The sequence below is a fragment of the Acidiphilium sp. PA genome (assembly GCF_026191915.1).
In the GTDB taxonomy this organism is placed as follows: Bacteria; Pseudomonadota; Alphaproteobacteria; order Acetobacterales; family Acetobacteraceae; genus Acidiphilium.
This window is the reverse complement of the sequence record NZ_JAIMBY010000013.1, coordinates 53,705-72,305: the sequence shown is the minus strand read 5'-3', so window position 1 is coordinate 72,305 and position 18,601 is coordinate 53,705. Positions and strand designations below refer to the sequence as shown.

At 60.7% G+C, this 18,601-nt stretch carries 21 protein-coding genes; 12 read left to right on the top strand and 9 right to left on the bottom strand.

The features are described 5' to 3' along the window. Window positions 1-90 precede the first annotated feature (90 nt). Genes truA through def form a run of 3 tightly spaced genes read right to left on the bottom strand, consistent with a single transcriptional unit; the run spans window position 91 to window position 2,317 of the window. Window positions 91-858, bottom strand: coding sequence for a tRNA pseudouridine(38-40) synthase TruA (gene truA, locus AruPA_RS14930; RefSeq protein WP_265637531.1), 768 nt, complete (start codon window positions 856-858; stop codon window positions 91-93). Further along, a complete protein-coding gene (gene fmt, locus AruPA_RS14925; protein WP_265637530.1) occupies window positions 855-1,757 on the bottom strand; it encodes a methionyl-tRNA formyltransferase in 903 nt (300 codons plus the stop codon). Before fmt ends, truA begins: the two co-directional genes overlap by 4 nt. Continuing rightward, window positions 1,757-2,317 (bottom strand): peptide deformylase, encoded by a 561-nt coding sequence (def, locus tag AruPA_RS14920; RefSeq protein WP_265637529.1) that lies wholly within the window; start codon window positions 2,315-2,317, stop codon window positions 1,757-1,759. Before def ends, fmt begins: the two co-directional genes overlap by 1 nt. Window positions 2,318-2,443: 126 nt before the next feature. Between def and AruPA_RS14915 the strand changes: the two genes are divergently transcribed. Beyond that, window positions 2,444-2,944 carry an Hsp20 family protein gene (locus AruPA_RS14915; RefSeq protein WP_265637528.1) on the top strand — a complete coding sequence of 167 codons (501 nt, stop codon included), beginning with the start codon at window positions 2,444-2,446 and terminating at the stop codon, window positions 2,942-2,944. 5 nt (window positions 2,945-2,949) lie between these two features. Then, entirely contained in the window at window positions 2,950-3,207 is a 258-nt protein-coding gene (locus tag AruPA_RS14910) for a DUF1150 family protein (RefSeq protein WP_265637527.1), read from the top strand. A gap of 47 nt (window positions 3,208-3,254) precedes the next feature. On the opposite strand, the gene msrA is transcribed toward AruPA_RS14910, so the two are convergent. The 6 genes from msrA to AruPA_RS14880 form a co-directional block, all read right to left on the bottom strand. Further along, window positions 3,255-3,926 carry a peptide-methionine (S)-S-oxide reductase MsrA gene (gene msrA / locus AruPA_RS14905; protein ID WP_265637526.1) on the bottom strand — a complete coding sequence of 224 codons (672 nt, stop codon included), beginning with the start codon at window positions 3,924-3,926 and terminating at the stop codon, window positions 3,255-3,257. 26 nt (window positions 3,927-3,952) lie between these two features. Then, window positions 3,953-5,434, bottom strand: coding sequence for an amidophosphoribosyltransferase (gene purF / locus AruPA_RS14900; RefSeq protein WP_265637525.1), 1,482 nt, complete (start codon window positions 5,432-5,434; stop codon window positions 3,953-3,955). Window positions 5,435-5,515: 81 nt separating this feature from the next. Continuing rightward, window positions 5,516-6,073, bottom strand: a complete 558-nt coding sequence (locus tag AruPA_RS14895; protein WP_265637524.1) for a CvpA family protein — start codon at window positions 6,071-6,073, stop codon at window positions 5,516-5,518. Continuing rightward, a complete protein-coding gene (radA, locus tag AruPA_RS14890; RefSeq protein WP_265637523.1) occupies window positions 6,070-7,473 on the bottom strand; it encodes a DNA repair protein RadA in 1,404 nt (467 codons plus the stop codon). Before radA ends, AruPA_RS14895 begins: the two co-directional genes overlap by 4 nt. 50 nt (window positions 7,474-7,523) lie before the next feature. After that, window positions 7,524-8,597 carry a hypothetical protein gene (locus AruPA_RS14885; RefSeq protein WP_265637522.1) on the bottom strand — a complete coding sequence of 358 codons (1,074 nt, stop codon included), beginning with the start codon at window positions 8,595-8,597 and terminating at the stop codon, window positions 7,524-7,526. A 9-nt stretch (window positions 8,598-8,606) separates the two neighbouring features. After that, window positions 8,607-9,122, bottom strand: coding sequence for an adenine phosphoribosyltransferase (locus tag AruPA_RS14880; RefSeq protein ID WP_265637521.1), 516 nt, complete (start codon window positions 9,120-9,122; stop codon window positions 8,607-8,609). 237 nt (window positions 9,123-9,359) lie between these two features. Between AruPA_RS14880 and AruPA_RS14875 the strand changes: the two genes are divergently transcribed. From AruPA_RS14875 to kch, 10 genes are all read left to right on the top strand, one after another. Continuing rightward, the gene (locus AruPA_RS14875; protein WP_265637520.1) at window positions 9,360-10,001 is read left to right on the top strand and encodes a DsbA family protein; all 642 of its coding nucleotides are present in this window, start codon (window positions 9,360-9,362) and stop codon (window positions 9,999-10,001) included. A gap of 7 nt (window positions 10,002-10,008) precedes the next feature. Beyond that, entirely contained in the window at window positions 10,009-13,506 is a 3,498-nt protein-coding gene (smc, locus tag AruPA_RS14870; RefSeq protein WP_265637519.1) for a chromosome segregation protein SMC, read from the top strand. A 121-nt stretch (window positions 13,507-13,627) separates the two neighbouring features. Next, complete coding sequence (locus AruPA_RS14865; protein WP_265637518.1) at window positions 13,628-13,945, top strand: AtpZ/AtpI family protein; 318 nt, start codon at window positions 13,628-13,630, stop codon at window positions 13,943-13,945. Window positions 13,946-13,957: 12 nt separating this feature from the next. After that, window positions 13,958-14,713, top strand: a complete 756-nt coding sequence (locus AruPA_RS14860) for a F0F1 ATP synthase subunit A (protein ID WP_265637517.1) — start codon at window positions 13,958-13,960, stop codon at window positions 14,711-14,713. A gap of 89 nt (window positions 14,714-14,802) precedes the next feature. Beyond that, the gene (locus AruPA_RS14855) at window positions 14,803-15,039 is read left to right on the top strand and encodes an ATP synthase subunit C family protein (RefSeq protein ID WP_029311849.1); all 237 of its coding nucleotides are present in this window, start codon (window positions 14,803-14,805) and stop codon (window positions 15,037-15,039) included. A 26-nt stretch (window positions 15,040-15,065) separates the two neighbouring features. Further along, window positions 15,066-15,629, top strand: a complete 564-nt coding sequence (locus tag AruPA_RS14850) for a F0F1 ATP synthase subunit B (RefSeq protein ID WP_265637516.1) — start codon at window positions 15,066-15,068, stop codon at window positions 15,627-15,629. 12 nt (window positions 15,630-15,641) lie between these two features. After that, entirely contained in the window at window positions 15,642-16,163 is a 522-nt protein-coding gene (locus AruPA_RS14845) for a F0F1 ATP synthase subunit B (protein ID WP_265637515.1), read from the top strand. A 106-nt stretch (window positions 16,164-16,269) separates the two neighbouring features. Next, entirely contained in the window at window positions 16,270-17,034 is a 765-nt protein-coding gene (purC, locus tag AruPA_RS14840) for a phosphoribosylaminoimidazolesuccinocarboxamide synthase (RefSeq protein WP_265637514.1), read from the top strand. After that, on the top strand, window positions 17,031-17,270 hold the full coding sequence (gene purS, locus AruPA_RS14835; RefSeq protein ID WP_265637513.1) for a phosphoribosylformylglycinamidine synthase subunit PurS: 240 nt from the start codon (window positions 17,031-17,033) through the stop codon (window positions 17,268-17,270). Before purC ends, purS begins: the two co-directional genes overlap by 4 nt. Before the next feature lie 68 nt (window positions 17,271-17,338). Further along, a complete protein-coding gene (kch, locus tag AruPA_RS14830) occupies window positions 17,339-18,589 on the top strand; it encodes a voltage-gated potassium channel protein (protein ID WP_265637512.1) in 1,251 nt (416 codons plus the stop codon). Window positions 18,590-18,601 lie beyond the last annotated feature (12 nt).

Below are 18,601 nucleotides of genomic sequence, written 5' to 3'. Positions count from 1 at the left end.
CTCCTGTCGTGGTGACGAAATAATTTTGTCTTACATTGCCTCTAGACGATATCGGTCGATCGAAGCAACAGAACAAGGCACGCAGCGCCGTCATTGATCGGCGAATGGGTCCTCGGGATACCGCACATGCATTAATGTCAGCCCTCCCGAGGGCGCGGTGGGGCCGGCCACGGCCCGGTCGCACGCTGCGAGCACCTGGGCCACGCGAGCCGGCGACCAGTGCCCGGTTCCGACCAATTTCAAAGTTCCCACAAAATTCCGCACCTGATGGTGCAGGAAGCTCCGGGCAGATACATCGATAACAACCCTGTCTTTAAGTCGGCTGATGGCCAGGCGGTCCACCGTTCGTACCGGTGAAGCGGCCTGGCAGGCCAATGCACGAAAACTGGTAAAATCATGCCGCCCGACCAAGACATCGGCGGCCTCTTGCATCGCGACGACATCAAGCGGGTGCCGTACATGCCAGACAAAACCCGCGCCCAGCGCCGGTCGCGCGGGCCGATTCAAGATGACGTAGCGATAAGATCGCTCTATCGCCGAAAAACGCGGACTCCAAGCCGGATCGCTGACGACGCTGGCGGCGAGCACCGCCACCGCATGGGGTTGCATATGAAAATTCAGCCCATTGCGGACTGCATTGATATGCAACCGATCGGGCAGATCGACCAGAACAACTTGACCCGCGGCATGCACGCCGGCATCGGTGCGACCCGCCGCAACGCTTGGTATAACGGGGCCACCGCTCAAACGAGCGGCCGCCTGCTCCAAAACCTGCTGCACGGAGACACCGTTTACCTGTCGCTGCCATCCGACGAACGCCCGGCCGTCATACTCGAGCTTTAGAGCGAATCGCGTCACCCCAATTTTGTCCCGATCGGAACGGCGTGGCCCCGTAGAAAGGCTGATCCGTCCATAGTCGCACCGCCCGCCTGCCTGATGCGCGTCAGCCGCAGGGCGTGCTCACCGCAGGCAATGGTGAAATGATCGTCAAGAACGACACCTGGCTCACCCGCAACATCAACGATATCCGCCGCAATAATTTTCAACGCCGCGCCACCGAGTCTGGTTTCCGTCCCAGGCCAAGGCGTGAATGCCCTAATCCGGCGTTTGATTTCGCCGGCTGGGCGGCTCCAGTCGATCACCGAATCCGCCTTCGATAGCTTGGGCGCATAGGTGCCACCGGCAGGCTGCGGGGTGCGGGGCCACTCGCCCGACAGGGCTCGCAGGATCATTCGGCCGCCCATAACTGACAATCGGTCGTGGAGGGTTGCTGACGTATCATCCGGGCCGATCGGGGTACGCTCGGCGAATAAAGCAGGACCAGTGTCCAGTCCGGCATCCATCTGCATGATCGTGATTCCGGTCTCGGTGTCTCCTGCCAGAATTGCAGCCTGAATCGGCGCCGCACCGCGCCATCGCGGCAGCAGACTGGCATGAATATTCAAGTATCCGAATCGCGGCAAATCCAGAATCGCTTCCGGTAAAATCAGCCCATATGCAACGACCACGCCGTAATCGAGATCAAGCGACCGTAAATGGTCGGCTTCTTCGATATTGCCGCGCAGTCGGCGGGGCGTACGAACCGGAAGTCCCAACTCGTCAGCGGCCTGATGAACCGCGCATCGGGTCATCCGTTGGCCGCGGCCCGCCGGCTTGGGGCGCTGGCAGTATACGGCTGCGAGCTGATGCCCCGCAGCATGCAAAGCCCGCAGCGCAGGTACTGCGAATGCGGGTGAACCCATGAAGACCAATCGCATCAACGGGCCGGCTTTACAGCGCTGAGCTGGTCGCGCTGCTCCTTCGCGAGTTTCCGCAGGAGGATGTTACGCTTGAGGGCCGACAGATGATCGACGAACAGAACCCCATCCAGATGGTCGATTTCATGCTGAATGCAGGCCGCAAGCAACCCATCCGCCTCCAAGCTATCGCGCTTTCCAGCAACACTCTCGAATGCCACGGTAATTTCGGCCGGTCGCGTGACATCGGCATACTGACCAGGCAACGACAAACACCCCTCTTCGCGCGAAACCAGTTGCTGGCTCACTCTCGTGATCTCGGGATTGATCATAACGATCGGTGCAGGCACGCCGTCCGGTGCCAGATCAATCACAACGAGCCTGAGCGAAATCCCAATCTGCGGCGCCGCGAGCCCGATACCCGGAGCTTTATACATGACGGCCAACATGGTGTCCGCCAAGCGAGCAGCACTTGCGCGCTCGTCAGCGCTAATGCGCCGCGCCTTCAACCGCAACCGCTTGTCCGGCACGATCAATATATCTGGCAGTGCCCCAGGTGGCATATCGATCGCATTGCTCATGCGCGCGATTTACCTCTGCCCCGCGCCGCGATCAATCGGCGCTTGCAAAATCTGTCAAATATGCCCAATTCTGGAGGGACGGAGTGCCTGTCGGGCTCCGGTTGTCTCGCTCGAAAGGAGGAGGCCATGACGACGAGAGTATTCACTTCGCCCTTGTTTCTCGGTTTCGATCACCTTGAACAAATCATTGAACGCGCTGCTAAGACGTCTTCTGAGGGATACCCGCCGTACAACATTGAGCAACTCAGTACGACGAGTCTGCGCATAACAATCGCCGTTGCTGGATTTATCATGGATGACCTGCAGATAACGCAGGAAGATAACCAGTTGGTAATACGTGGCCGTCAGAATGACGAGACGCAAGGCCGGATATTTCTCCATCGCGGCATTGCAGCGCGGCAGTTTCAAAGAGCCTTCGTCCTGGCTGAGGGTATCGAGGTAAAAGGCGCTTGGCTTGATAACGGATTGTTGCATATCGACCTGGTTCGACCGCTGCCCGAGGCAAAGATCAAAACGATCGCGATCAAGAAAGGTGCGTCCAACCCGTCCGGGATCAACTCGGCGCGGTCCTTGGATGGCGAAACAGTGACGACGCGAATTTACGAACGCGATCGTGAACAGGAGTAACGACCATGAACGTCAAGACACATGATGGTTCGACCGATGCTTTTCCGCTTCGCGCATTCTTCGATCCGCACCATATGACCGAAGCTCAACTCGCTGAACTCGGGCTTGAACAGATTGCCTATGTACGGCCGATCATGACACCGAACGGACCGGCCTTTGGCGTATTTTCCGCCAACGGAACACCGATGGCGATCGCAACCGACGGAAATTTAGCGCGCGCGGCGATTGTTCAGAACGAAATGGCACCGGTTTCAGTCCATTAAGCTAAGAAACGCCGTCCGCTGTAATGCCAGGGCGGACGGCGTCTTGATCAATCGACGTTTGCAAGCCCGATCGGGCATGAGACACCGACGCCACCGAGATTACAGTACCCATTCGGATTTTTCGCCAGGTACTGCTGATGATAAGCTTCGGCGAAAAAAAACGGAGGGGCAGGAATAATCTCCGTCGTGATCGTACCGAATCCGGCATCGGTCAACCGGCTCTGGTACGCATCGCGAGACCGTTTCGCAGCATCGAGTTGGTTGTCGTTGAATGTGTAGATTACAGATCGATATTGCGTGCCGACGTCACCACCTTGGCGCATGCCCTGGGTAGGGTCATGATTTTCCCAGAATATTTTGAGCAAGCCATCATAGCTGATAATCGCCGGATCGAACACGACCAAGACCACCTCGGCATGACCGGTGCGCCCTGAACAAACCTCCTCATAGGTCGGATTTGGTGTGAAGCCGCCGGCGTATCCGACTGAAGTGACCAATACGCCATCGGTCTGCCAAAATTTGCGTTCGGCCCCCCAAAAGCATCCCAACCCGAACAGCGCCATTTCCGAATTCGGTGGATACGGCTCCTGCATCCTGGCACCGCTGACGTAATGAAACTCCGGCACCGCGGTCATAGCCGCGCGACCGGGCAACGCCTCGGACGCAGTCGGCATCGTCGATTTTGATTTGCTAAACATCATCTGGATATAGCGCAACATTTAAAGGTTTCGAGGTCCATGCAGTGCTAGGCGAGTTCCGCAAGCAACGATAGCTGCGATTGGCGGGGCTCTGCATGATCGGTCAGCGCGATCGGGTAATCGCCGCTGAAACAAGCATCACAGAAGGCAGGCGCTGCCGCATCACGACCCGGCTGACCCAGCGCGCGATACAATCCATCCATCGAGATGAATGCGAGACTATCCACCCCGATCAACTGGGCCATCTCGGCCACGCTATTCCTGGCAGCCAGCAATTTGCCGCGCTCAGGCGTATCGATGCCATAAAAACACGAATGAGTGGTCGGCGGCGAGGATATCCGCATATGCACCTCACGCGCGCCCGCGCCGCGCACCATTTCGACAATCTTCTGCGATGTCGTACCGCGCACGATGGAATCATCAACCAGCACGACGCGCCGCCCTTCCAGAATTGCGCGATTGGCCGAGTGCTTCAGCCGCACACCAAGGTGGCGGATCTGATCGGTCGGCTCGATGAACGTACGTCCGACATAGTGATTACGAATAATTCCCAGCTCGAATGGAACACCGCTTTGTTCAGCAAATCCCATCGCAGCCGGGACGCCGGAGTCGGGTACGGGCACGATCAGATCAGCTTCCACTGGTGATTCCCGGGCAAGTTCCTGTCCGATCCGCTTGCGTGCAGCGTAAACCGAATGGCCTTCCAACATCGAGTCGGGCCGCGCAAAGTAAATGTACTCGAATACGCAGAACCGCGGTTGCTGCGGCGAAAACGGCTTGAGGCTGCGCACGCCGCTGCGGTCGATCGCGACGATCTCACCAGGCTCGATGTCACGCACGAATTCGGCACCAACCATTTCAAGCGCACAGCTCTCGGATGCCAGAACCCAGCCGGGGCTCATCCCGTCCGCACCGTTGGTTTGGCCCAATATCAGCGGCCGTACACCCAGCGGATCGCGAACGCCGATCAGCATGTCGTTGGTCAGAGCCACAAGCGAATACGCGCCGGTCACTTGCTTAAGGGCATCGATCAATCGATCCAGCACGGTCGCGTAGAGGCTGATCGCGATCAGGTGAACGAAGACTTCGGAATCCGTCGTCGACTGGAACAGGCAACCGCGCTTGACCAGAGCCCGCTTGAGCGTGTGGGCATTGGTCAAATTGCCATTATGGCCGACAGCAAAACCGCCGAATTCAAATTCAGCAAAGAGCGGCTGGACGTTTCGCAGAAGTGTCGCCCCGGTCGTCGCATACCGGTTATGACCTACGGCCCGGGTGCCGGGCAAACCAGCCATGACTTTCGTATCGCCATAATTATCCCCGACGAGGCCGATACCCTTATGCGCATGAAACCGAACGCCATCATGGGTCACAATGCCTGTCGCTTCCTGGCCGCGATGCTGCAGCGCATGCAAGCCTAGCGCTGTGATGGCTGCCGCATCAGTGACATTCCAGGTTCCGATGACTCCGCATTCTTCATGGAACTTGTCGTCATCGATCGCGATCGCCGTGTTTGTCGACTGCGTCACGCCGGTCCATCCTTTACGACTTGAGCCTGTCATCTAATCCGCCCGCTTGAGCATGTCGAGCATCGTTTCACATGGCTGAACCTACTCGCTTGACCCTTTGGTGCCAGGCACAGCAGGCTGCGGTGCAGGTGCGGATGCACGCGGAAGGCCGTTGATATGGGGCTGATAGGCGGCAGGCAACAAGCCCACCAAAAACTGCGATCCGCTCTCGGCATATGGCAGCAACCGGGCGTTGGTGATTCCCGTCGGCCATTCAGATGGCTGAAGGAAAATCGAGAGGCCGATGTATAGCAGGCAAACAATCACGACGCCGCGCGCAAGCCCAAACGCCAACCCCAATGTCCGATCAATCCCCGAAAGCACGGAATCCCGCACCATCGACCCCAGCCATGTGCTGATTATCGAGAGTATGACGAGCACAACAATGAAGATTAACCCGATCGATAACGGCAGGATCAACTTTGGCTGGTGCACATACCCAGCCAGCTGGGTCTCGACATCGGGATAATACTCGAAAGCGGCCAGAGCGGCCCCAATCCACGCACCGACACCAAGGATCTCGCGGACCAGGCCGCGAGCCAGCGCGAGTAACCCCGACAGCACAACGATCAGGAGCGCGATCCCATCGACCCATGTCATATCTCGTCTCCCGAATGCGATGCCCGTCCTGCCGTGGCGGCGACCAGATCGCTCAAATGGCCATACTCGGCCAGGACAATACCATCCGGGGTGGCGAGCCCGCGATTGCCGCCGGCAACCCGCCGCGGCAGCGTTGCCCGACTAAAACCAAGCTTCGCGGCCTCCTTAAGGCGCAAGTCCGCCTGTGCGACTTGCCGCAACTCGCCGGAGAGGCCGATCTCGCCGAAAAATACCGTCTCGGGATCAGTCGGCACACCGGTAGCAGCCGAGACCAACGCCGCGGCCACCGCCAGATCGGCGGCAGGCTCGGAAACGCGCAGCCCGCCCGCCACGTTTAGGTAGACATCTTGACCTGCCAGTTTAACGCCGCACCGCGAATCGAGCACGGCCAGCAGCATGGATAATCGCCCCGCATCCCATCCGATTACCGAGCGCCGTGCCGATCCGCCGGCATTCGATGCGAGTAATGCCTGCACCTCCATCAGTACCGGTCGCGATCCCTCGAGCCCGGCAAAGACGGCACTTCCGGCCACATGCCCATGTCGCTCGGCGAGAAACAGGGCGGATGGATTCGCAACTTCAGCAAGACCCCGTCCGGTCATTTCGAACACACCGATCTCGTCGGTCGCGCCATAACGATTTTTGGCGCCGCGCAAGATACGAAACTGATGACCGCGGTCGCCCTCGAAATGCAGCACGACATCAACCATGTGTTCCATCACGCGGGGCCCGGCCAGCGCGCCCTCCTTGGTGACATGGCCGACCAACATCAAGGCGAATCCCTGAGTTTTTGCAGCCCTGATCAGCGCAAACGCGTTTGACCGCACCTGTGCGACCGTACCGGGAGCCGATTCGATCGTTTCATCCCAGATCGTCTGGATACTATCGATGACGACAAGGCTCGCGTGCTTCTCGGACTCCAGAGCGCCAAGGATGTCGGCGAGTACGGTGGCGGACGCAAGACTGACGGGCGCATCTCGCAGGCCCAGCCGGTCGGCGCGCAGTCTGATCTGCGCGACGGACTCCTCACCCGAAATGTAGAGGACCCGTTTGCCGGCATTCGCCAGACGAGCCGCTGCCTGCAACAGAAGCGTCGACTTGCCGATCCCTGGATCTCCCCCAACCAGAATCGCCGAAGCCTGTACCATTCCGCCGCCCAAAACCCGGTCAAACTCGGAAATACCGACCGGAATCCGCTCAGGTAACGGCGTCTCGCCAGCGAGACCGACAAATTCCACACCTCGCCCAGGCACCCGGCCGGGCTTGCGGGCGCCCGCACCGGGGCTGGGTGTCTCTGCTTCGAGCGTATTCCAGGCGCCACACGCCTCGCAGCGGCCGGTCCATTTGGGTGCGGCTGCGCCGCACTCGGTGCAGACAAAGCGCATTGCCAATCGCGCCATTCAACAAGGTGCCGGATTGAGCGGTTTCATGGGGTCGGTCCGATACAAGATCAGGATGGGTGCCATCCAAAGTGCTGAAACAAGAATTGACGCAAGGCGAGCAAACCATCCGCCGCCACATCGATCGGTGCAGCCGCAGCGGCTGCCCCCATCACGGTAAGGGTGATGGCGCTTGCCGCGGCAGCGGCCTGCATCGCCTGCATATCGCCGGCAGCTTCCGCCGCCTGCCGCCACGCAGCCACGCTGGTCGGTGTCGTCAAATGCGGCAGAACCGTCATGAAATCGATCCGGCTTGCCGCGGCGACGCCCCGATAGGCCTGCTCCAACGCTGGCGGCAGCGGCGCGCTCCCCCGCTTTTCCGCAATCGCCTCAATCGTGGGCAGATCGCTCATCAAGGGATCAACCATGATCCGGCCATGTGCATCAACAACGCCTAACGTCCCGATCGCCTCACCACCATAAGCCGACAGCGAGGCGGCGTCGGCCGGGACGTCTTCTCCGGTTAACAGAACGGCATCGGCTTCGCCCGCGGCAAAGGCGCGCACAATCGCCGGGGCACCGCGCAGACCAAAAATCGGCGCCGTCGAGACGCCCAGCCGGTGGAACGCCAGCAACGCGGCCAGATCGGGACTTTCGGGAGACGCCGCGGCGAGCCGGATTGGCGCAGGATCAGCGAGGCGCGGTAACCCTCCTCGCACGACCAGAACGGCGGCTGCGATACCCGCCATGACGGGAATCCAATCACCCGGTTGAAAATGCACGCGGGGATCACCTGTCAGGAAGGCGATGATCGCTTCACTAGGCAAAACCGCTGCCGTCCTGCCGTCCGGGACAACCATGGTCTGCAGCCGGTTCGCTCCGGTAACGCCGTCCTCACCGCCGACGCGCTGGAGTTGGATGGGCCGGTGCGGCGACAGAGTTCCACCGATCCCCTGAGCAAATGCGCGCGACCAACGATCGATCCGCCCGCCGCGCGGACCGCAGACAAGTATCGCGTAATCAGAAACTGCCGTATCCGCCTGATCCGCGACGACCATCGGCGATGCAGCAATGCCGTCCCTAAGCAGCAGGCCCGCAATTCCGAGGCAGCCCAGCACCGTGCGCCGCCGCATCATGGCGCGCATGATCGAAGCTTATTGGTCGTAGCGGACAAGCGCTTCAAACGGCACATCGAGGCGGTCCCGCCCATGCAGAAATCCGAGTTCGATCAGGGCGATTGCCGCCGGGACCTCTGCCCTCACATTCTTGAGAAGGGCAATGCCGGCCGCCATGGTGCCCCCGGTCGCCAGAAGATCGTCGACCACGACAACCCGCTGGCCGGGTGTCACCGCATCGGACTGAATTTCGATCCGATCGGAGCCATATTCGAGATCGTAATCAAGCCCGACCGTATCGCCCGGCAATTTACCCCGTTTGCGCAACATAACGAAACCGCAGCCCAATTTCGTTGCCAGAGGGGCCGCAAGCAAAAAACCACGGCTTTCCACGCCAGCCAGCACGTCGGGCCGATAGGCGCCCACAATACGGGCCAATCGGCCCATCGCAACCTGCCAGGCGTCCGCATTCCGCAGGAGCGTTGAAATATCGTAGAACAAAATGCCGGGTTTCGGAAAATCCGGCACGCCGCGAATGTGGTCTTTCAGGTCCATGGCGCCCGTATACCGGAGGCTGCGCCGCTGGCAAATCGCCATGGCTGGACGGTCAATGTCGGCCAAACGGCGCAAAGCCCGCCGAAGCCGTGGACAACTCGACCCAATTGATCTCGTCAGCTTGCCATCCGCTCGATATGTACGTCATGGTTGGTGCCGCTGGCCGAATCGTCCAAAGACTTTTTCTCGACCTGACAGCGTGCTGTACGATACACTAAATCTGGGGATCAAATACTCATGGACCGTCGTAGCCTACTACATTTTGTTGGTGGCCTCAGCATATCCGCAGGGCTTGGCCTGTTAGATACGGGGCGAGCCGCAGCGTCCGATGCATTGCCGGATACGTCATCGCCGTTCAGCGTTCGGAGCCTCGGCAAACCTGGTGCAGCAGTCACTGTTTACGAGTATTTTTCGATGAACTGCCCACATTGCGCCTATTTCGGCACCCGTGTGCTGCCCGACGTCGTCACCAAACTCATCAAAACCGGAAAAATCTACTACGTCTTCAAGGACTTCCCCCTGAACGAAGATGCCGTCATGGCCGCGCAAGTCGCCCGCACACTGCCCGCGCATGAATATTTTCCATTCATCTCCGAACTATTCCGCACCCAGGATCAATGGGCATTCGATCCCAATCTGAAAACCAAGCAGGATTACGCGAATGCCCTGTTCCGGTTCGCGGCTCTTGCCGGTATGGATCGAAAATCCTTCGATGCTGCTCTTGCCGACAAAAAACTCGAGGCGTTCATTCTGAACGAGCTAAAGATCGGCGAAAAACAATACCATGTGAACGCGACACCCACCTTCATCATCAACGGCCGTAAACGCGAGGGCGCTGTCGACTTCAAGCAGTTCTCGCGTTGGATCGACGAAGCGTAGGCCCGCATTGCCCGCACGGTTCGCCCGCATCCGAATTGCCGGCTTCAAAAGCTTTGCCGATCCGACGTCGATCGAAATCCTGCCTGGGCTGACCGGCATCGTTGGTCCCAACGGGTGTGGCAAATCCAACGTGGTGGACGCGTTGCGCTGGGCGATGGGGGAAGCCAGCGCCAAATCGATGCGGGGCGGCGAGATGGACGATGTCATTTTCGCCGGGACGCTGTCCCGCGCCGCGCGAAGTGTGGCGGAAGTCGCCATCTCCCTTACGGATACCGCAGGGCTGGCCCCCGCACCGTTTCACGCCGATGCGGAACTTCAGATCACCCGCAAGATCGAGCGCGGTTCCGGCAGCACCTACCGCGTGAACGGCCGTGAAACCCGCGCGCGCGACGTCGCAGTCCTGTTTGCCGATCTTGCTTCCGGCGCTCGCAACTCCGCGATGATCAGCCAGGGCCGCGTCTCCGCGCTGGTCAATGCGCGCCCGGATGAACGGCGCGCGATCCTCGAGGAAGCGGCCGGCATCACAGGTCTGCATTCCCGGCGTCACGAGGCGGAGCTGAAACTGCGGGCGGCCGAGCAGAATCTCACCCGGGCCGAAGACCTGCGCACCCAGCAGGAAGCGAGGCTGGCCGATTTGCAGAAACAAGCACGTCAGGCTAATCGCTATCGTAACCTGTCGGGTGCCATCCGCGACGCCGAGACCGAGTATCTGGCAACCGAGCACCATATCGCCCGATCGCGCCAGCGGGACGCCCAAACCGCCCTGGCCGCCGCCCAGACCGCCGTGGTCGTCGCGCAACGCGAGCGTGACGAGGTGACGCAGAGCGAGCGTGGTCAAACCGATGCCCTCCCCGCGCTGCGCGCCCGGGAGAGCGAAGCACGTACCGCGCTCGAACGAGCTCGCATTCAACTCGAGCATATCGATGCGGAGATCAAGCGGATCGGGATGGCCCGCACTGAAGCCGAAGCAAGACTGGCCGGGTTGATCCGCGACCATCAGCATGCCGAACGGACCGCGACGAGTGCGAATGACGCGAAACAGCGCCTGATCGAGGAGCGCAGCCGGCTGGAAGTCGAGCGTCTTGCCGCGCCTGAAAGCCTCGCGGCCGCGAATGTCGCGGCCGATCATGCGTCGGCGGCACTTCAGGATGCTGAGGCGCGTGCCCAATCCGCGACGGAAGCCGCCGCTCACCTGGCCGCAGGGCACCAAGCGATCAACGCGCGATTGAAGCTCGCGCGCGAACAAGCCGCACAGACGCGCAATCGCGCAGCACAAGCCGCGGCGGAGCACCAGCGAGCCGTGGCCGAGCTCATTCCGCCCGAACGAACCGCTACGCTCGACGCGGCGCGTAACGCCGCTGTCGCTGCCTACCTGCAGGCTGAGTCGGCGCAACGCGAAGCGCAGGCGGCTGTGCAAGCCGCCGAGCAGGCGCGCGGCGAGGCCACAGCTGTGGCGGCGGCGCTGCGCACGGATTCGTTGGCAGCCGATGCGGCGGTGGCGCGCATCAAAGCCGAGGTCGACGCACTCGGCGCCGTCCTCGCTCAAAAATTCGGTCGCGAAGCCGAGCCGCTGCTCGACCAGATATCGGTGCCGACCGGGTTCGAAAACGCCCTCGGTGCCGCGTTGCGCGATGAACTTGCGGCAAGCACGCAACCAACCGCCCCTCGGCACTGGCGGGCGCTGCCGCCGATCGATGCGCCGCACGCACTGTCAAGCCTGGCTGCGCACATCGAGGCACCGGAGGCACTGCACCGCGCGCTCGGCCATATTCTGCTTCTGCCCGAAGGAGCAGACGGCGATACGCTGCAACAATCACTGCAACCCGGCGAAACCCTGGTGTCGGTCGAGGGTGGTGTGTGGCGCTGGGATGGCTACGTGACCCGCGCCGGCGCACCGAGCGAAGCGGGGCTCCGACTGGCGCAGCGGAACCGACTGAACCAGCTCCAACAGGACCTCAGCGCCGCAACGATTGAAGCGGCACGGCACAAGCGACAACGTGGCGAAGCCGAGCAGGCGGAACACACCGCTCGCCAGACCGAGGAACTCGCCCGGACGGCCCGCAAAGCAGCCGACCAACAGCTAGAGCGAGCGCGTGGCGAAACCCGGACGACCACCGAAGCCGCCAGCAGGATCGCAGCCGAAGCAGAGCGAAAGACAGCGCGCGCGCTTGCCGCAGCGGAGCTTGTCGGCCGCCTTGAAGCGGAACATGCTGGCGCCGCCGCAGCGCTTGCGACAGTCGAAACGGAGCTTGCCGCCCTACCGGATGTGACGGCCCTTCGCGCTGACGTCGACCGTACCCGTGCCCGCGTGACCGACGCACGCCGCGCCGAGACAGAGGCGCGTCATACGGTGCAGCGCCTGACCAGCGAAATGGACCATCGCAACCGCCGCCTCGGGTCAATCGATCGAGAAATCGCCGACTGGACGGAGCGTGCCGCCGATGCCACAGCTCGAATCACCGATCTTGCCGCGCGCCTGCGCGAAGCCCGCACTGCCCTCGAGTCGCTGCCGACCGACAGTAATGCGGCCGATACGCGCGATTCTACGCAAAAGGCACTTGCCGAGGCGGAGCATCATCACGTTGCCGCTGCTGCCGCGCTGAAGGTGGCCGAACAGCAGTCCGAGACCTTGATGGCGACATTGCGCGAGGCCGAGCAGCGGTTATCCCGCGCCCGCGAGGCGCTGATCCTGGCGGAGTCCGGCGTGCGCGAAGCCGATTTCGCGTGGGGCACGATCGCCGAACGGATCCTGGAGCGCTTTGGCGTCGATCCGGCACTCCCCTCCCTGACCGACCCCACGGCCGAATCGGGCGAACGAGCCCGTAAACGATTTGAACGACTCACGCGCGAACGTGACGAGATGGGGCCGGTGAATCTTCGGGCCGAAATCGAGGTTGGCGAAATCGAAGAACGCCTGGCTGGAATCGAGCGCGAACGCGCTGAAATATCCGCGGCGATCTCGAAACTGCGCGGGTCGATCGGCCACCTCAATCGCGAAGGTCGTGAGCGCCTTTCGAACGTTTTCACCGAAATCGACCGTCATTTTCAGGCGTTGTTCACCCGCATGTTCGGCGGTGGGCGCGCGCATCTGGCGCTCACGGGGTCGGACGACCCGTTGGAAGCCGGACTCGAGATTTTCGCTGAACCGCCTGGCAAGAAACTGGCAAGCTTGTCACTGCTGTCGGGCGGCGAGCAGGCGCTGACGGCCCTGTCACTGATCTTCGCGGTGTTTCGCTGTAATCCGGCGCCCATTTCGGTCCTTGACGAAGTGGACGCCCCCCTCGATGACGCCAACGTCGATCGATTCTGTACTTTGCTCGAAGACATGGCGCGCGAAACCGGCACGAGGTTCCTGGTGGTTACCCATCACCATCTGACCATGGCAAGGATGGATCGCCTCTACGGGGTCACCATGCAGGAGCGCGGCATTTCACGGGTCCTGTCGGTCGATCTCGGCACAGCGACCGCTCTGGTCGATCAAGCGGTTCCAATCGCCGCGGAATGAATTCGACCCGCGATCACGCTGACAGTCATAGATGTATTTCACGATCGCGATATGTTGACTTGCGGCGCGCGCACCGGTAGCAACCCATCGCCGTCCGAAAGGCGGGCGTAGAGGTGTTTCGATGGGTGACGATCAGGCTCAGGGACCACGCGATCGAGCCGATTTCGATCAGCGTCTTGCCGCAGCACGAGACCGCGCCGGGCTGGACCAGCCCGAACCGGTCAACCAGCAGCGCGCAGAGGGTCCCAATCCGTTCAGCCTCGCGATGCGACTGGGTGCCGAAATGGTGGCTGCCCTGGTTGTTGCTGTCGCGATCGGTTACGGGCTAGACCGATTGTTTCACACGAAACCGTGGTTCATGATCGGGTTCGTTCCCATCGGGGCGATTGCGGGGTTTCGCAATATCGTTCGCGCAATGGGTACAACCCAAAAAGACTAACCGGAGGAGACTATGGCGCAAGAATCGGCGATCAACGCATTGGGACAGTTCCAGTTGACCACCGGTTTCGGTCCGGTTGGCCGGCTGGTCGAATTTACTAATTCCAACGAAATGATGCTGCTCGCCGCGGCCATCATCACCCTGTTGTTCGCGACCGCTTTGCGCCACCGCGCGATGGTGCCGGGACGGATGCAGGGGCTGGCGGAGATGAGCTACGAATTCGTGCATCAGATGGTCGATGATACCATCGGTCACGAAGGCCGGCGCTTTTTTCCTTTTATATTCACGTTATTCGCCTTCATTCTGGTGGGTAACATTCTCGGGCTGTTCCCTTATTTCTTTGCCTTCACCAGCCATATCGCGGTCACGGGTGCGTTGGCGCTGTTTGTGTTCCTTCTCTCTACCGCGGTCGGCTTCTGGTACCACGGGCTCGGCTTCTTCAAATTCTTCTCGCCCCCCGGGGTTCCCGGCTGGCTATTGCCTTTGCTGATCCCGATCGAAATCGTATCATTCCTGTCGCGCCCGATTTCGCTCTCCGTTCGTTTGTTCGCCAACATCACAGCGGGTCACGTGATGTGGGAAGTGTTTGCAGGTTTCATGATCATGCTGGTGACCGGGCTGGGCGCTGTTGGGGTCGTTGCTGCGATCATTCCCCTCGGCCTCAATGTGGCGCTCACCGCGCTCGAGTTTCTTGTGGCGTTTCTTCAGGCATACGTTTTTGCGGTTCTCACCTGCCTTTACCTGCATGATGCAATTCATCTGCACTAAAATCTGCCGTTCATATCGACTCGTCTCGCCCAAACGGTCACACAGGCCGGAAACCGATCTCTATATCTACGTTGAAAGGAAATTGTTTTATGGCCATTGATTCCATCGTCCTCGCCAGCCACCAGATCGGCGCGGGCCTAGCCACCATTGGCGTTGCCGGCGCCGGCGTCGGTATCGGCAATCTGTTCGGCTCGTTCGTGAGCGCGGTGGGCCGCAACCCCGCGGCGCGCGACAAAATGTTCCGCGACGTCCTGCTCGGGTTCGCCTTGACCGAGGCGGTCGCCCTCTACGCTCTGGTCATCGCGCTCATCATCCTGTTCACCTGAGCCGCTCGATCAAGGACCCAATCAGGATGCGCCGCGCTCCGATCCTTTACCTGAGTATTGCCGTCGGTACGATGCCGGCGATCGCCATGGCTGGCAGCAAGTTGCCCCAGATGGATTTTGCCGATCCGTTGACCGGCGCTCAGGTCGTGTGGATGGCGATCATCATGCTCGTCCTTTATTTCCTGATGGCGCGCTGGGCGCTGCCTCAGATCGGCGGCGTGATCGAAAAGCGGGTCAGCCATATCGCCAACGATCTGGAAACCGCACGTCAAGCGAAAGCCAAGGCCGAGCATGCGGTCACTGAGCTGAACCTCGCGATCAGGAATGCCCGCGAAAGCAGTCAGAGTGCGATAGCCGATGCGGTCAAGGCTGCGAAAGAACGCGCTAGGGCGCAATCGGCCGAGCTGAATGCAAAGCTTGATGACCAAATCGAGCAAGCGGAATCCGACATAAAGGCAGCGCAGGCGCAGGCCGTCGCGGCGCTGGCGCCGGTTGCGCGCGAGGTTACGTCGAGCTTGCTGATGCGCTTAACGGGCGAGGAGGTGTCAGCTGAACGAATCGACCGCACCCTCGCTTTGGTCGTGGCGTAGGGAGCCGCACACATGCAATACGAAGCCATGCACGGCGTATTCTGGATCAAGGGGACCTTCTGGGTCACCGTGGCCGTCTTGATTTTCCTTGGCTTTTTCGGGCGCAAATTGATCAATGCGATCATCTCGATGCTCGATCGCCGGAGCCAGGCAATCCAGCAGGAGTTGGACGAAGCCGCCCAACTTCGTTTGGAGGCAGAGAGAATGCTCAAGGATGCCGAGGCGCGGCGGGAAGCGGCCATCGCCCAAGCGGCCGATATGGTAGCGCTCGCGGGGCGTGAAGCTGAACGGCTGGCCGCCGAATTGCTCGCGGAAGCCGAAGCGTCGGCGCGCCGGCGTGAACAAATGGCTAAGGCACGCATTGCCGCCGCCGAAACCGCTGCGATTGCCGAAGTGCGACAGGCCGCAGCAAATCTGGCCGTAAAAGCCGCTGAGCGCATTCTGGCCGAAACGATCGATGGCGAGCACGACCGATCTCTGGTCGACCAGGCCATCAACGACCTGCCGGCTGCATTACGCAAACAAGCCGCCTGAAACCGATCAAGCGACCCGGCATGGCGTAAACCGACGTCGGTTGATATAGCGGGGCGCCGGCGGCCGTCCCGATCCACTCTCCGCCGCCGCCAAATGAGGTTACGCCATGGCTCGTCGCCGACAACTTTACGAAGGCAAAGCGAAAATCCTGTACGAGGGGCCGGAGCCCGGCACGCTCGTGCAATATTTCAAGGATGATGCCACAGCGTTTAACGCCCAGAAGAAGGGGACGATCCCCGGCAAAGGCGTTCTGAACAACCGGATCAGCGAATTCCTGATGCTGCGCTTGGCAGAAGTCGGAATTCCGACCCATTTCATCCGCCGCCTTACCATGCGCGAGCAATTAATACGGGAAGTTGAAATCGTGCCGATCGAGGTGGTGGTTCGCAACATCGCCGCGGGTAGCATGAGCACGCGCCTTGGTATTGCCGAGGGCACCCGGTTGCCGCGCAGCATCATCGAATATTATTACAAGAATGATGCTTTGAACGACCCGATGGTGGCGGAAGAACATATCACCGCGTTCGGCTGGGCCAGTCCGCAGGATATGGACGATATTGTTCACCTGACGTTGCGGATCAACGATTTCCTGACGGGCCTGTTTCTTGGTGTCGGTATCATGCTGGTCGATTTCAAAGTCGAATTTGGCCGACTCTGGGAAAATGATGACATGCGAATCGTGCTCGCCGATGAGATCAGCCCTGACAACTGCCGTTTGTGGGACACCAAGACCAACGAGAAGATGGATAAGGACCGCTTCCGCCGCGACCTGGGGCGTGTTGAAGAGGCTTACCAGGAGGTTGCCAAGCGCCTTGGCATTCTACCCGAAGCCGGAATGCGCGATATGAAAGGCCCGGAGCTGATGCAATGAAGGCTGTCGTTACCGTTAAGCTCAAGCCTGGTGTTCTCGACCCGCAGGGCAAGGCGATCGGGCATGCGCTTGAAGGGCTTGGTTTTCAGGGAGTGACCGATGTGCGCGTTGGCAAGGTGATTGAACTCGACCTGCACGAGACCGATCCCGCGGCCGCGCGCGAGGCCGCCGCTGCCATGGCGCAACGGTTGCTTGCCAACACCGTAATCGAGAGCTTCGACGTCACACTTGCCTGAACGTCGGATTGTCGGGCCCCGTCCGGGTCCCCATAATCACTGGATGAGCTCAATTATCGGGATATGGCGTGCTGACCGGCGCCGCTGAGACCTTACACCCGGCGTTGCGATCGATCAGACTGTTTTACAATCGCTGGTACCGCCGTCTTCGGATGGATCTGTGGTTTCCGCAGGTGCCGCTCGCGCTGGCCGTGGGGGGAGCCGGTGCGTTTGCGATCCTTCCGACCGTCCGGCGCTACGCCGCCGAATATCTGCATCTCAATCTTGGCCACCTGTTCAACGCGCTCCACCCGATTTCCGGCCACGTGCCTCGGTTGATCCTGTCGGGGGTGCCAACGGTCGTGGTCGGGGCATTGCAGATCCTGATCGCAATCGGGCTGCTGGGACGATCGCGCATTGCCTGGCTTTCGGCGATCGGCATCACCATCGCGCAGCTGGCGCTGACCATCCATCAATCGGCCGGCCCGATCGTCTCCAGTGAAACGATCTATATCGTCGTGCTCCTTTTGGCTCTCGTTCTGGCACGCGACGCGTTTTCACGATCCTCGCTGGCGGCCGGTACGTTATTCGCCCTGGCATCGGTCCTGGTGTTGATCGTCTACGGCACGTTGGGGTCATTTCTTCTCGGCGCTGGCTTTGCACCGCCGATCACCAACCTGCCCAATGCCTTTTATTTTGTGATCGTGACCATGTCGACGGTCGGATACGGCGACATCCTGCCGAAAAGTAATGAAGCGAGGCTGTTCGTCGTCTCATTGATCGTCCTCGGGCTGACGGTGTTCGCGACGGCGCTGACCGCGGTCATCGGTCCCGTCCTGCAAAGCCGGATCAATCAGACGATCGGTCCCAGGAGAAAGAAAATGAAACGCGTCAGTCATTTCATCATTACCGGGCACGGTGCCCTTGCCCGCAACACGGCCCGGGAATTGCGCAAGCGGGACGAACCGGTCCTGGTCATCATCGAGGATGGCGACACCAGCTTTGGTGATGCGGAGACCGTGGTCGGCGATCCGACCGAGTTGGAAACGCTGCGCGAGGCCGGCGGTGAGCACGCGCGCGCCATCTTGGCCCTGTCGGACGACGATTCCGAAAACGCTTTCGTTATCCTTGCAGTGCGCGAACTGGGTACGGACGCGAAAAAAGTTGCCGCCGTCAGCACGCGCAAAAACCTTGAGCGGGTCCGCCGGGTTCACCCTGATATGATCCTGGCAGCACCGGTGTTCGGCAGCGAGGTACTCGCCATGGCCCTGACCGAGGAAAAAATCGATGGTGATTGGCTTTTGAGCCGCTTCCTGGATGTCCGTCCTGCAAGCAATTAGGCCCGCCTGAGT

Excerpts from the sequence above, each read along its gene's own strand:
- fmt (WP_265637530.1), bottom strand. The coding sequence starts at position 1,757 with ATGCGATTGGTCTTCATGGGTTCACCCGCATTCGCAGTACCTGCGCTG.
- def (WP_265637529.1), bottom strand. The coding sequence starts at position 2,317 with ATGAGCAATGCGATCGATATGCCACCTGGGGCACTGCCAGATATATTG.
- AruPA_RS14915 (WP_265637528.1), top strand. The coding sequence starts at position 2,444 with ATGACGACGAGAGTATTCACTTCGCCCTTGTTTCTCGGTTTCGATCAC.
- AruPA_RS14910 (WP_265637527.1), top strand. The coding sequence starts at position 2,950 with ATGAACGTCAAGACACATGATGGTTCGACCGATGCTTTTCCGCTTCGC.
- msrA (WP_265637526.1), bottom strand. The coding sequence starts at position 3,926 with ATGTTGCGCTATATCCAGATGATGTTTAGCAAATCAAAATCGACGATG.
- AruPA_RS14895 (WP_265637524.1), bottom strand. The coding sequence starts at position 6,073 with ATGACATGGGTCGATGGGATCGCGCTCCTGATCGTTGTGCTGTCGGGG.
- radA (WP_265637523.1), bottom strand. The coding sequence starts at position 7,473 with ATGGCGCGATTGGCAATGCGCTTTGTCTGCACCGAGTGCGGCGCAGCC.
- AruPA_RS14885 (WP_265637522.1), bottom strand. The coding sequence starts at position 8,597 with ATGCGCGCCATGATGCGGCGGCGCACGGTGCTGGGCTGCCTCGGAATT.
- AruPA_RS14880 (WP_265637521.1), bottom strand. The coding sequence starts at position 9,122 with ATGGACCTGAAAGACCACATTCGCGGCGTGCCGGATTTTCCGAAACCC.
- AruPA_RS14875 (WP_265637520.1), top strand. The coding sequence starts at position 9,360 with ATGGACCGTCGTAGCCTACTACATTTTGTTGGTGGCCTCAGCATATCC.
- AruPA_RS14865 (WP_265637518.1), top strand. The coding sequence starts at position 13,628 with ATGGGTGACGATCAGGCTCAGGGACCACGCGATCGAGCCGATTTCGAT.
- AruPA_RS14860 (WP_265637517.1), top strand. The coding sequence starts at position 13,958 with ATGGCGCAAGAATCGGCGATCAACGCATTGGGACAGTTCCAGTTGACC.
- AruPA_RS14855 (WP_029311849.1), top strand. The coding sequence starts at position 14,803 with ATGGCCATTGATTCCATCGTCCTCGCCAGCCACCAGATCGGCGCGGGC.
- AruPA_RS14850 (WP_265637516.1), top strand. The coding sequence starts at position 15,066 with ATGCGCCGCGCTCCGATCCTTTACCTGAGTATTGCCGTCGGTACGATG.
- AruPA_RS14845 (WP_265637515.1), top strand. The coding sequence starts at position 15,642 with ATGCAATACGAAGCCATGCACGGCGTATTCTGGATCAAGGGGACCTTC.
- purC (WP_265637514.1), top strand. The coding sequence starts at position 16,270 with ATGGCTCGTCGCCGACAACTTTACGAAGGCAAAGCGAAAATCCTGTAC.
- purS (WP_265637513.1), top strand. The coding sequence starts at position 17,031 with ATGAAGGCTGTCGTTACCGTTAAGCTCAAGCCTGGTGTTCTCGACCCG.